Annotated in this window: 10 protein-coding genes; 3 read left to right on the top strand and 7 right to left on the bottom strand. The window is 41.7% G+C overall.

Going from position 1 to position 12,995, the window contains the following annotated elements:
* Positions 1-237 precede the first annotated feature (237 nt).
* Complete coding sequence (locus R7040_RS04800; RefSeq protein WP_318081105.1) at positions 238-441, top strand: hypothetical protein; 204 nt, start codon at positions 238-240, stop codon at positions 439-441.
* Positions 442-791: 350 nt separating this feature from the next.
* Here the strand turns inward: R7040_RS04800 and yciH are convergent, their stop codons facing one another.
* The 4 genes from yciH to R7040_RS04780 form a co-directional block, all read right to left on the bottom strand.
* On the bottom strand, positions 792-1,103 hold the full coding sequence (yciH, locus tag R7040_RS04795) for a stress response translation initiation inhibitor YciH (RefSeq protein WP_005376292.1): 312 nt from the start codon (positions 1,101-1,103) through the stop codon (positions 792-794).
* A gap of 1 nt (position 1,104) precedes the next feature.
* Positions 1,105-1,491, bottom strand: a complete 387-nt coding sequence (locus R7040_RS04790) for a DUF3319 domain-containing protein (RefSeq protein WP_005376294.1) — start codon at positions 1,489-1,491, stop codon at positions 1,105-1,107.
* Positions 1,492-1,619: 128 nt separating this feature from the next.
* Positions 1,620-2,609 carry a D-alanine--D-alanine ligase gene (locus tag R7040_RS04785; RefSeq protein ID WP_033907069.1) on the bottom strand — a complete coding sequence of 330 codons (990 nt, stop codon included), beginning with the start codon at positions 2,607-2,609 and terminating at the stop codon, positions 1,620-1,622.
* Between the two features lie 149 nt (positions 2,610-2,758).
* Entirely contained in the window at positions 2,759-3,328 is a 570-nt protein-coding gene (locus R7040_RS04780; protein WP_005390018.1) for an SPOR domain-containing protein, read from the bottom strand.
* Between the two features lie 236 nt (positions 3,329-3,564).
* On the opposite strand from R7040_RS04780, the gene R7040_RS04775 reads away from it, so the two are divergent.
* Positions 3,565-6,198: a bifunctional acetate--CoA ligase family protein/GNAT family N-acetyltransferase gene (locus tag R7040_RS04775; RefSeq protein ID WP_085569030.1), complete on the top strand. Its 2,634-nt coding sequence runs from the start codon at positions 3,565-3,567 to the stop codon at positions 6,196-6,198.
* 77 nt (positions 6,199-6,275) lie between these two features.
* Here R7040_RS04775 and R7040_RS04770 read toward each other — a convergent pair whose 3' ends face one another.
* Complete coding sequence (locus R7040_RS04770) at positions 6,276-7,163, bottom strand: LysR family transcriptional regulator (RefSeq protein WP_017634152.1); 888 nt, start codon at positions 7,161-7,163, stop codon at positions 6,276-6,278.
* 231 nt (positions 7,164-7,394) lie between these two features.
* Here R7040_RS04770 and R7040_RS04765 point away from each other — a divergent pair, with 231 nt between their 5' ends.
* Complete coding sequence (locus tag R7040_RS04765; protein WP_064354781.1) at positions 7,395-9,533, top strand: TonB-dependent hemoglobin/transferrin/lactoferrin family receptor; 2,139 nt, start codon at positions 7,395-7,397, stop codon at positions 9,531-9,533.
* 334 nt (positions 9,534-9,867) lie between these two features.
* On the opposite strand, the gene galE is transcribed toward R7040_RS04765, so the two are convergent.
* Positions 9,868-10,884 (bottom strand): UDP-glucose 4-epimerase GalE, encoded by a 1,017-nt coding sequence (galE, locus tag R7040_RS04760; protein WP_005386320.1) that lies wholly within the window; start codon positions 10,882-10,884, stop codon positions 9,868-9,870.
* Positions 10,885-10,938: 54 nt separating this feature from the next.
* Positions 10,939-12,897, bottom strand: a complete 1,959-nt coding sequence (locus tag R7040_RS04755) for a diguanylate cyclase domain-containing protein (protein WP_213967852.1) — start codon at positions 12,895-12,897, stop codon at positions 10,939-10,941.
* Between the last annotated feature and the right edge of the window lie 98 nt (positions 12,898-12,995).

The following is a 12,995-nucleotide window of genomic DNA, read 5'->3' as shown; positions in this document are numbered from 1 at the left end:
ATTATAAATAATATTAGTACTTTGTATACCAAATCACTAGTAAAATTATTTGGTGAAGAGTTGAGAGTCCATCATTGCAAACATAAGATTAATGTAAGAACCACTAACGAGTTGAGTGAACATATGAAGAAAGATCTAGGTATAGATTGAAAAGTAGCGAGTTTACACTTGTTAGATTCCTTGTTCCTATAAAGATAATCTAGTACTTACACTTTTGGGTTAAGCAAATGCGTGTCCATGTTGACTCATATTGAACGAGCAAGATGCAAAACCAACGTGCATGGTGTCGGACGTAACCAAAGATACAGTTCAAGTGGTCGCTGTGGTGGAATCGAAACCAAAGATACATTTCAAGTGGTCGCTGTGGTGGAATCGAAGTTCATGGCCCATACAAGACAGCTGATGAAGCTTGCAAAGCAGCAACAGCCAAATACGGTGTAACTAAACTGACTTCACCAATGCTAATCTTCTTACCCTTAAGTTCGTATTATATGTGTTATGTTAAATAGCCTGGGTTTATGGTTAGGTTCATGACTATGCTTAAATCAACCACTTACCAACCAGATCACGTACTTGCCAATTTATTATGATGAGTCTACGATAACTTCATAAGTAAAAATTATGTGGTTTTCGTTAGGTTCATAAATAAGTTTATTTAACAGTATTCTGATTTACCATAAAATAGCTAATATCGATCTATCAATCTACGATTGCTTGCTCTTCAATTAGCAACTTATAAAAAATGGCGTCTATTTCTTTAGACGCCATTTTTGTTTACTGGAAATATTAAATTAGCCACCGGCTAATTTGACTGTCATGCCTTTCTTTTCAAGATGTGCCTTGATCTTGTCTCTAGCATCACCTTGAATCTCGATATTGCCATCTTTTACAGAGCCACCACAGCCACAGACTTTTTTGAGTTCTGCCGCTAATAACTTTAAAGGTGCATCATCCAAGTCTAAACCTGTAACAATGCATACGCCTTTACCTTTACGGCCTTTCGTTTGGCGCTGAATCCGAACAACACCATCGCCTTTAGGGCGAGATACTTTTTCTTCTTCCGGTTTAATTCGACCGGTTTCTGTTGAATATACCAGAGTCATTCTATTGTTTCTTTTGTTGTTGAGCTTGCATCGCTTTTTGCTTTGCAACCAAATAAGCTTCGATATGGCGTTGAATAGCGGCTTTACTGCCCTTAATCAGTTTACCATTAAACATACAGTACCAAGAGTTAGGTTGGCCTGTATCGTTTTGAATAGTATAGCCGTTAAAGACCTCTGATTTTGCAACACCAGTTTGCTGCACTCTTTGTCCGAGTGAAGCAAACTCTTTGGGATCAATAATCGATGCGGTGTCACACCACCAATCAATGCTTTTCTTTACCGCCGTCAAACTGCCCTGTAAAACGTGGTTCTTGATTTTAACCTTCCAAACACTGCCATCTGATCCGACTGACTGCAGGTTAAAACCTCTATAATTTGAAATCGCCATACCACTGAGTCATCTGTTTAATGCGTTGATATAATCATAATTGCTACTGAGCAATATTCAAATACGGCTTGAATAATCCTTGCTCTAGAAAACAACTTGTATCATAAAACGCGTCTCGATAACGTTAATCACTTTGCACTGTTTATACAATCTTCCAAGAACTCATGAAATTTGTGCCCGTTGTTTTGAAGCATTTTAGGGAACATTGAGATCGGAGTCATTCCTGGAAATGTGTTTACTTCGTTTAAGTAAATCTCATCATCTTCCGTTAGGAAAAAGTCGATACGAGATAAATGACGAAGATTCATTTGTTTAAATACCGTCTCTGACGCGTGTTGGATGGAATCTAATTGTATTTGAGTTAGATTCTTCGCCTCAACTTCTGTGAGCGAGTGACTTGAACTGCTGTACTTTTCATCGTACGAGTAAAAAGCACCATCAGGCGCGATGACCTCGCCTGGCTTAGTGATATGTAGTTGGCCATTCATCTCATATGCAGCAACTTCAAGTTCTCGAGGTTTTACTGCTTTCTCAACCAACACTTGGTCAGAAAACCCAAAAGCATCATTTACTGCATTAGAAAGCTTGTCTTTTTCTGTGACACTGTAACAGCCAACGGAAGAACCTTGGCGAGCGGCTTTAACAAAAACTTTTCCCCACTTTTCAAAGGCTTTATGAGCTTGAACGTGAGCTTCTTCATCGTTTCGCGTTAAGAATAAGTATGGCGTATTGGGTATGCCAATAGCGTCGTACCAAAGCTTAGATGTGATTTTATTGAAACTATTGCTACTCGCTTCTGGCCCGCAGCCAAGATAAGGAATACCTGCGATTTCAAACAGAGATTGAATGTCGCCTGTTTCGCCAGGAAAACCATGTATACAAGGCACGATGAAATCAATGGTTTGATTAGATTCACTTGAGCACAACTGCTTGGTATTGAGATCCAAGTAAACCAACTCACCTTGGTTGGTCATCCAACCTTCGTTTTTTATTTCTACGCGTGTAACGTGAACGTCTTCAATAAGATTTAGTTGTTGTTCGACAAAGTTTGCAGACAATAATGAAATCTCGTGCTCAGAAGAGCCACCGCCGCATAGTAAAAGAATATTTTTAATCATGAATCCATCTTTCCGTGACCTACAAAAGATACTATTTATTATGATAAACCTTTGAAGTGTGACGTACAGTAATTTTAATGTGAGGAATGTTGTTCGAATAGGATTTGAGCAAATAAATAAGGGAGCTATTCGCTCCCTTATTTGATGTGTTAATTTAATTTGTTAAGCGTTGGGTAAGCTGAGTTTTTGATTGCATCAATGCTTTTAACAAATGGTCTTAACTGCTGAAATTGAGCTGGCAAAGTCGAAATCGCTTGCTTGGCTTCTGCGCTTGTTGCGTAGTCTCCGTATAAAACTGAGAACCACTTAGTACCGTTTACAACTTTGTAGTTTTCCCAAATTGGCTGACCGTTCTGTGGCAGCTTATTTGCAAACTGATCGACTTTAGCTTGGCTACCCACAGCTGCGACTTGAATGGTATAGCCGAATCGTTGAATGCCAGCTTGCTTTTTACTTGGTGGTACGATCTTAACTGGCTTCGCCTGCTCTTTTGGCGTTAGCTTGACTACTTTCTTTTCTTCAGGCTTTGCCGTCATTTTCACAACAGTTGGTTGTACGTCTTTTTCTACTACAGCGTTTTCAGACGCCATAATTGGTTTAGAGATACGATCTGATTTGTAGTCCTCTCGGTAACTTTCTGAGGTCACATCCGTGATGTAAGTTTCAGATGCACAAGCAGAAAGCAGAACTGACAAGCCGATGATTGCGATTTTTTTCATGAAGTAACAAATGCTCTGGATAAATATTACGATAAATCATGCCGATAGCAGGGCCGTTTATCAAGCATCAAATACAATAATCTGTGATTTTGATGTGATGAATAACACAAACTCCATAAGCATCGTACACATTTTCTGCAATGTCTGGTCTGAAGATGTTTTATCAGTAAATTATTCGTTTATGATTGATATGAAACCGAGAAGCCAACGTGACTTACAAACGGCCAGGAGTCAGCATGAATAAACTACATAAACTCTTTAAACCCAACTCTGTGGCCGTTATTGGGGCATCTCAAAAAGCATTGCGAGCAGGACATGTTGTGATGCGCAACCTTCTACAAAGTGGATTTGGTGGCGCGATTATGCCAGTAACGCCGCGATATAAAGCCGTATCTGGCGTGATCGCTTACCCTGATGTAGCTTCCCTGCCCTATACGCCAGATATTGCAATTTTGTGTACGAACGTTTCACGTAACGAGCAATTGCTTAAAGAGCTAGATGAGAGAGGCACACCGTTTGCGATTGTTATCTCTGATGACCCTAATCCTTTAGATATCTCATCATTGAACATTCGAGTCTTAGGCCCAAACAGCTTAGGTATCATCCTTCCTTGGCACAATTTTAACTGCACGTTTTCCCCTGTTGCAGCTAAACCCGGAAAAATTGCTTTCATCTCACAATCCGCGGCGGTTTGTACCACGGTTTTAGACTGGGCAAATGATAAGAACATTGGTTTTTCTTCGTTCATTTCGATTGGGCGCGGACAAGATATCGATTTTGCAGATTTGCTCGACTATTTGAGTATGGATGGAAACACTGAAGCTATTCTGCTTTATGTTGATAATATCCAAGACGCTCGCCGATTTATGTCTGCTGCGCGCGCCGCTTCACGTAACCGACGTATATTGGTGCTAAAAGCGGGCCGCTCTAAAGAGATGAATACTTTTGAGCAGCAAGACGGAGATACACTTGACGTAATTTACGATTCTGCTATTCGCAGAACTGGTATGTTACGAGTCAGCAATACGCATGAGCTTTTTGCCGCGGTAGAAACACTCACGCATTCTGTGCCACTTCGTGGAGAGCGTTTAGCGATCATCACCAATGGCGGCGGCCCTGCTGTTATGTCCGTTGATACTTTGATTGAACGTGGTGGCCAACTCGCAACGCTTGATGACGCTTCCATTGAGCAATTACAAGCAGTACTTCCATCCAACTGGCGTGCTCGAAATCCAATTGATCTGTCTGGTGACGCAACCCAAAAACGCTATATTGATACCATTAACGCACTGATGAATAACGACTGTGCAGATGCGATATTGATTATGCATAGTCCTTCTGCTGTTTCTGATCCTCTTGAAACTGCTCAAGTCGTTATTAATGCCATCAAATCTCACCCTCGGCATAAGCATTTTAATATCTTGACCAACTGGTCAGGAGAACAAACGTCGAGAGAAGCGCGACTGGCCTTTACTCAAGCAGGCATTCCAACCTATAGAACACCTGAAAGTGCGGTTGTAGCATACATGCACTTGGTCGAATACAGACGAAACCAGAAACAACTAATGGAAACGCCAACGACGGCAGAGCCATTACATTCTGGAAGTGTGAGTTCAGCAAAAGAATGGGTAAACGAACGACTACTGGATAAAAACACAGTTACCTTGGATACGCATCAAACCAGCCCATTATTTAAGCTGTTCGGGTTTAACGTTTTGCCTACGTGGATTGCATCTGACGACATTGAAGCCGTTCATATGGCAGAAAATATTGGATATCCTGTTGCGGTTAAATTGCGTTCTCCAGACATTCCTCATAAATCGGATGTTCACGGTGTTGCTCTAAATTTAAGAAACAGTCGAGAAGTTTCCAACGCAGCGCTATCCATTTTAGATACCGTAAAGCTCAGTTACCCTTCCGCCAATGTACATGGGCTGTTAGTACAAGGGATGGCAAAGCTCGGCAGCGCTGAAGAGCTACGGATTAGTATTGCAGTAGATAAAGTCTTTGGACCAGTGATCTTGCTTGGTCAAGGCGGCTCTGAGTGGAATATCGCCCAAGATGCCGTCGCTGCACTTCCTCCTTTGAACATGACGCTTGCGCGCTACCTTGTCGTTGTTGCCCTAAAGTCTGGAAAGATTCGCCTGCAGAAACACAAAGATGCGCTCGATATTACTGAGTTGTCGAAGTTCTTGGTTCGTATCTCCCAAATGGCAGTTGAGTTACCAGAAATACAAAAACTGGATATCCATCCAGTACTGGTGTCCGGAAGCGATTTAACTATCCTTGATGCAGATGTCACACTGTGTAAGTACGAAGGAGACGCCCAAAAACGGCTAGCGATTCGCCCTTTCCCGGCAGAGTTTGTCGAAACGGTGACGCTTCGAGATGGCCAACCTATCCTGCTCCGTCCTATCTTGCCAGAGGATGAGCCGCTGCATGCTCAATTCATTAATAGCGTATCGAAAGAAGATCTCTATAAGCGTTTCTTTTCTGAAGTTGGAGAGTTCAACCATGAGGCTTTGGCAAACTTTACTCAAATCGACTACGACCGCGAAATGGCGTTTGTTGCGGTAGCGTTTAATACTGACGGACCGTCTATCATAGGGGTAGCCCGCGCATTGATTACACCAGACAATAGTGACGCTGAGTTTGCTATTTTGGTTCGTTCAGATTTGAAAGGAAAAGGTTTAGGCAAAGTGCTGATGCAGAAAATAATCAGCTATTGCAAAATTAAAGGCACAAAGCAAATGTCTGGAATGACCATGCCAACAAACAGAGGAATGTTGATGTTGGCTCAGAACTTGGGGTTTGAGATCGATGTCCAGTTTGCAGACGGTACGGCAGATATGGTGCTCCCTTTAAATTGAAAAGCGCAGCATTAGCGATGACTTTTACTTCTTACATTCGATAATCAATGGGAATCTAAGAAGTAAAAGTTACGTTGTTACTTTAGTTTCCAATTCTTTTTTAAGTACTGAATACACCAGGATTTTGCCTCACCCATAGTGTTCCGGCGCCATGCCAAAATAATATCCATCGGCTGTTCTTCAGTGCCTTCGATTCGTTTCAATACACCACTATCAATAAGAGGTTGTGCAATTTGGCTTGGTAATGTACCAATACCTAAACCTGCAGTGAGCGCTTCTACTTTTGCCGTAAAGTTGGTGACGGTCAAGCGAGGCTGTTTTTGAATGATATTAATTGAGAGCGCTGGTTGCTCACGTGCGGTATCTGCAATAGCAATAATCCGATACTTTTCTCGCGCTGCTTCATCAAACTTACCACTACGCTTGTGAACATAGTGATCAGCGGAAGCTACCCAATACATACTCATTTTACCAATTTTTTCTGACTTAACTTCTTGAGGAAGCGTATCCAGTGATGGGCAAATCAGTAAATCAGCTCTCCCCGTATTCAAAGACTCCCAGCTACCAGCCAGAATCTCCTCTTGCAGCCTGACTCGAGTTGAGCTGACCTCGGCCAACGCATCAACCATCGGGAAAAAATTGGATATAGGAATAATGCCATCAAAGGCAATGGTAATATCCAGTTCCCAACCATTCGCCAATAACGTTGCATCGTTCACTAACTTTTCACTGGCTTGTAAAATGGCTCTTCCTCTTTCAAGAATAAGCTTACCTGCTTCAGTAAAATGGGCTTTGTGACCAGAGCGATCGAAGATAATAATGTCTAAATCTTGCTCGAGTTTCTGGATTTGATAGCTCAGCGATGACGGGGCTCTGTCTAACTCATTCGCAGCAGCAGCAAAACTCCCTCTTCGATCAATAGCATCTAGAATATGGAGTGCTTCTAACGTAATTGGACTCTGCACATGGCCTCTCTTAATGTGACATTTATCACATTCGTTGTATTTGGATGAACTTATCAAGAACTAACGACAAATTATATAACATATTGATAACTAAAGACTAGGAATGCTAATAGCCTAAGAAGAAGATTCAATACAAATCAATAAATGACAATGGTAATGATAGTAATTACCATTTAGATCCATTAATATCCGCGTGTTGTTACCTATTATGGATCTAAGGTATTGAAGCCAATGTATAAAAAATCAATTTTGTCAGCCTCCATTTTAGTTGCCCTTTCCCATACTGCTTATGCGGAAGAAGCTTCTAAGTTTGAAGAAGTCGTTGTGTCGGCCACCCGTACCAACCAAACCATAAACACTGTTGCTGCTTCTGTTGCTGTTGTATCAGAGAAAGACATCGAAGAAAACATGGTAAAGGACTTGAATGATCTATTCGAGTATACGCCAGGTGTTACTGTTAATGGCACTCAACGCCAAGGCGTCCAAAGTATTAACATTCGCGGGATGGAAGGTAAACGAGTTAAAATCTTAGTAGACGGTGCATCTCAACCAGGTGTATTCAGCGGTGGACCATATTCGTTTATCAATTCTAGTGCCGTTACTGTCGACCCCGATATGCTAAAGAGTGTCGAAATTGTTAAAGGAGCAGCTTCTAGCCTACATGGTAGTGATGCAATTGGCGGTGTTGTCGCATTCGAAACAAAAGATCCGAAGGATTTCCTCAAAGATGGCAAAGACTTTGGTGGTCAAGCTAAACTCTCTTATTCATCGGAAGATAACTCTTTTAGTGAGCATGTAGCTTTAGCAAAGCGTTTCGGTAGTACAGAAGCACTTGTAGCCTTTACACGCCGTGATGGTGCAGAGCTACAAAATTTCTCTAAGGCGCCTTACGATAACTATTCTGTGGACAACCAAGATTATTACAAAAACGATCTATTGGTAAAACTTCAATCTCAATTGAATGACGCTCATCGCTTGGAGTTTTTGGGAGAAGTTATTTACAACGAGACTGACTCAGAGATCGCACATAAAAGTTACAAAAACTTCAACGCTGAAGACACAACCAAGCAAAATCGCATTGGGCTCAAGCACATTTGGTTTGCAGATGCAGCTATCTCGGATACGATCACGTCCAAGCTTACATGGATTGGTAAAGAAGAAAACGGCGTCTCTAATCGCTTTATCGAAGCTAGCCCTGGTTACCCACCTTACGTACCGCCTAGTGGTGACAACCAACAGAAAAAAGATTACGAATATACTGAAGACAAATTTGAATTCGAAACTCAGTTAGATAAAGAGATTCAAAATCACTATATTGTTTACGGAATATCGTACAAACATAGTGACATCAGTAATACCAATCGCGAGTTTAATTCCGATCCTGGCACGCCAGATACTGTTTACGTTTACACACCGGATGCAAAAGAAGAAAGCTTTGGTTTATTCTTGCAAGATGAAATTTCGCTTCTTAATGACAAGCTAATTCTGACTCCAGGTGTGCGTTACGATTACTTCTCTACTAATCCTTCAAATACTTCTGAAGAGTCATTCGAGAAGTTTAGCGACTCTGCATTAACTGGTCGTTTAGGAGCAACTTACTCTGTATCGAAACCTGGCACGATCTTCGCGCAAGTGAGCCAAGGGTTCCGAGCGCCATCGTTCGACGAGCTTTACTACACCTACGATAATCCGGCTCATGGCTATACCAATCGCCCTAACCCAAATTTGGGATCTGAAAAGAGTTTGTCTTATGAGCTTGGTTACCGTCATAACACTGCAGCGTCTGCAACTGAAGTAGCGTTCTACTACAGTGATTACAGTGACTTTATTGAGCAAACGTCATCAAACAATGGTGGTTTAACTGAATTCACAAATATCAATATTAGTGAAGCAAACATTAAAGGGGTTGAGCTCTCTAACCGTCTTGATTGGCATGCCATTGCTGGTCTTCCATCAGGCGTGACAACTCGCTTTGTTGCAGCATACACAGAAGGTGAAGATGGTGATGGTAATCCTTTGAACAGTGTAAACCCATGGAATGCCGTAGCTGCTGTAAATTACGATTCACCAAATGCACTTTGGGGGACAAGCCTAAAAGTAAACTACACGGCTAAGAAATCGAACAGTGATATCAACTCTGATGGTGATAAAGGCGGAATCAAAGACCAAGTTGCTTTGCCGTCTGCGACAGTCGTTGACTTAACGGCGTACTACAAACCAATGAAAGATATAACCATTCGTGCTGGTGTTATGAATCTAACGAATGAAGAATACCATCTTTGGAACGATGTTCGCGGTAAGACTGAGTTAAGTCGAGACAAAACGCAAGCTGAGCGTAATTACAACATTAGTGTTAAATACGAGTTCTAAACCTTAAAAACACAAAAGCCAGCGTAATGCTGGCTTTTTTATGGCTTTCATTTCAAAAATGTAAAGAAAAGTATGAAAAATGAAAGTTTACTGTTTTGCCATCTCTTTTTTCACCATTACTGCTGCTGCAATGATGAAAGTGATGATCAGACCGAGTTCCATGAACTACCCCAATAGCTATGAGAAAATTTATAACCCAAATTAAGAGTCGGGCATAGTTTAACAGCTCTATATATACTTGCTACCTTTTGACCAGTAATTTACGATTTTTTCCGATTTGGATCAAAAAAGACGCAATTATGCGCCTTTTTGTTACTATTATGTAAATTAAAGATTAGGCATCTGGATAACCTTGAGGGTTAGTAGACTGCCAGCGCCATGTATCGCCAGTCATTTCTTCTAGAGTGCGAGTTGCTTTCCAACCTAACTCATTCATCGCTTTTGATGGATCCGCCCAACACTCTGCAATATCACCTGGACGACGCTCAACAAGTTGGTATGGGACATCTTTACCACTTGCGGCTTCAAATGCTTTCACCATGTCCAGTACACTGTAGCCGTTACCAGTACCGAGGTTATAGATATGAAGGCCAGCTTTGCTACCTACTTTTTCTAATGCAGCAACGTGACCATCGGATAAGTCCATTACATGAATATAATCACGTACGCCTGTGCCATCTTTGGTCGGATAATCACTACCAAACACAGAAAGGAACTCTCTGCGCCCTACCGCAACTTGAGAAACAAACGGCATTAAGTTGTTGGGAATACCTTGAGGATCTTCACCTAGCTCGCCTGTTGGATGTGAACCTACCGGGTTAAAGTAACGAAGAAGTGTAATGCTCCAGTCAGGGTTCGCATTTTGGAAGTCGGTTAAACACTCTTCTACCATTAATTTGCTGCGACCATATGGGTTAGTTGCGCTAGTTGGAAAGTCCTCTGTGATGGGTACAGAAGCAGGATCACCGTATACAGTCGCTGATGAACTAAATACCAACGATTTAACTCCGGCTTCACGCATTGCATCAACCAATACTAAAGTGCCATTAACGTTATTGTCGTAATACTCTAGGGGTTTTGCTACAGACTCACCGACGGCCTTTAAACCTGCAAAATGGATAACAGCTTCAATATTGTGTGACTTTAGTGCTTCTACCATCGCCAATTTATCTCTGATATCGGCTTGAATGAAGGTTGGCTTTACACCACATACCTTTTCAATTCGATCTAATACCGTAGATTTACTGTTGTACAGGTTGTCTAGAATCACTGGCGTCATGCCAGCTTCGATCATTTGAATACACGTATGACTACCGATATAGCCCATACCACCCGTAACGAGTACTTTCATTTTATTATTCCTTCTGACGCGAATTGGGTTAGTTTAAAGCTTTGACGTTACGATTTAAACTGTCTCTTGTAATTCGCATCCCATTAATATTGCTTGGCCTTTTCCGGCTTTCTTTGCTTGATACATTGCCGTATCCGCACTTTTTAAAACTCGAGTAGCATCGCGCTCATTTACGCCGACTAATTTTACGCCGATACTAACGCCAACTTTGAGTAAGTGACCTTTGTACTCAATTGGAGCACATATGCTCTCGAGCAACTGTTCTGCTATTCGGGTGACCACTTTTTGATTGGCGGGATTTACCAACATGACAAATTCATCACCAGAAAGTCTTGCGATTAAATCACTATGTCTCGTCGCAGATGTTAGACGCTCGGAAACTTTTTTCAAAACTTCATCACCTGCATCATGACCGTAGGTATCGTTAACTTCTTTAAATCCATCCAGATCGAGGTACAAAACTGCAAATTCGTCACGCAAGTATCCAGAGCGTTGTACTAGTTGTTCCAACTCTAAATGGAACTTAGATCGATTGGCTAACCCCGTTAAAGCATCGTGATGAGCTAAATGCTCTAATCGTTCCATCTCTTTTGCGCCGGAAAGGTCGGTAAGAACAATAACCAGATCATAGAAACCATAGTCTTCACACTTAACGATACGATTGACTCGAGCAAACATCGGTACAAACTGACCAATATGGTTCTTCTCGATAACTTCACCTTGCCAAACGCCATAATTTTCTATCGACTCGATGATACTAGGCATCATTTCCTGTAACTTGCGCCACTTTAGCGTTTGGATGAATGACTTCCCAATAAGCTGATCCACCTCTAAGCCGACTAACTTAGTGACGGCAGGGTTTACCATCGTAATGACACCGCGATGATTAAGAACAATGAGACCATCTTGGCTGCTTTCAAAAACACGTCCCGCAACACGTTGCCGGTTTATGGCTTCTTCAATTTCGGTGATATCTTGAATCGAAAACAGTAAGTATTCATGTGTCGAGAGGCGACGACTGGTTAGGCTCAACTGCTGTTCGTTATCTGCATTTTTGAGGTGAATATCATCGCACTCTAGGCCTCGACTCAGGATCTGACTCAGCTCATTCGGTGTTTTGGTTTTAATTAGATCACGAATATTGGCATATTTAAGTTCATCTAATTTTTTTTGAAATATTTGCTGGGTCGCCGTATTACAATGAATAACACGTCCGGAATTGTCTGTAATAACTAATGCATGCTGAACAGATTCGATAACCTCTTCTGAAAATGCGCGCTTTTGTTCTAGTGTGTCTAGCGAATGTTGCCGCTGCTTCTCACGTACTGTTAACCTATTCATCATTTGATTGAAAGAGCTCGCGAGGTCTCCAATTTCATCCTTGGCGTAATAGCGAGCTTGATTTTCCGTGTTTCGTCCGTGTGTCACATTCTCTATTACGCGGTTGAGTTCCATCACGGGCCTGAGAACAAGCCTCTCGATACTTATGTAAAAAACAGTGCCACCAGCGATCAGAAACAGAAGAAGTAAAGCGCCATCTCGAAGTAAAGATTGTATGGCTTCTACAATTGGGCGATGAGAAAGCGTAACTCTCATGCTACCAATGACATAGCCATCATGGATAATCGGCTCTAGAACATAAAGAAATTTGGTTGATAAGGCATAGCCTAGAGCGTGCAACCTACTTCTTTCGGTTTGACTTGGAACGGGTGCCAGTGCCCCACTTATCTCCATAACAGCGAATGGTTGGTCATCTTGGTCATAAAGTTTGACCCGCGTTACATTTGGCTGGTTTAAAAAGTTGGCGAGAATAGTTTGAGCTTTTTGCTTGTCCTTTGTTGTCAGCGCATCTTTAATTGAGAAAGAAACATTGTTAATCAGCTTTCTTGTCTGCTCGACCAGTTCATGCTTAGACGATTGGTATACAGTATACGAGGTGCAACCTTTTGAGATAACAAAGATAGCCGTTAAAAAGACCAGAAGAGGCCAAATAAGCTTCGCTCGTAATGACATATATATTCCTGTCGCAGACAACCACAAAAATGACAGAAGAACCATTATGCAATCTATCACCCATGAAGGGCGACAAGATTAACACGATGCTAATGCAA

Source organism: Vibrio sp. 1069, assembly GCF_033340555.1.
The sequence above is the reverse complement of the archived record's forward strand: the minus strand, read 5'-3'. Positions and strand labels throughout refer to the sequence as shown.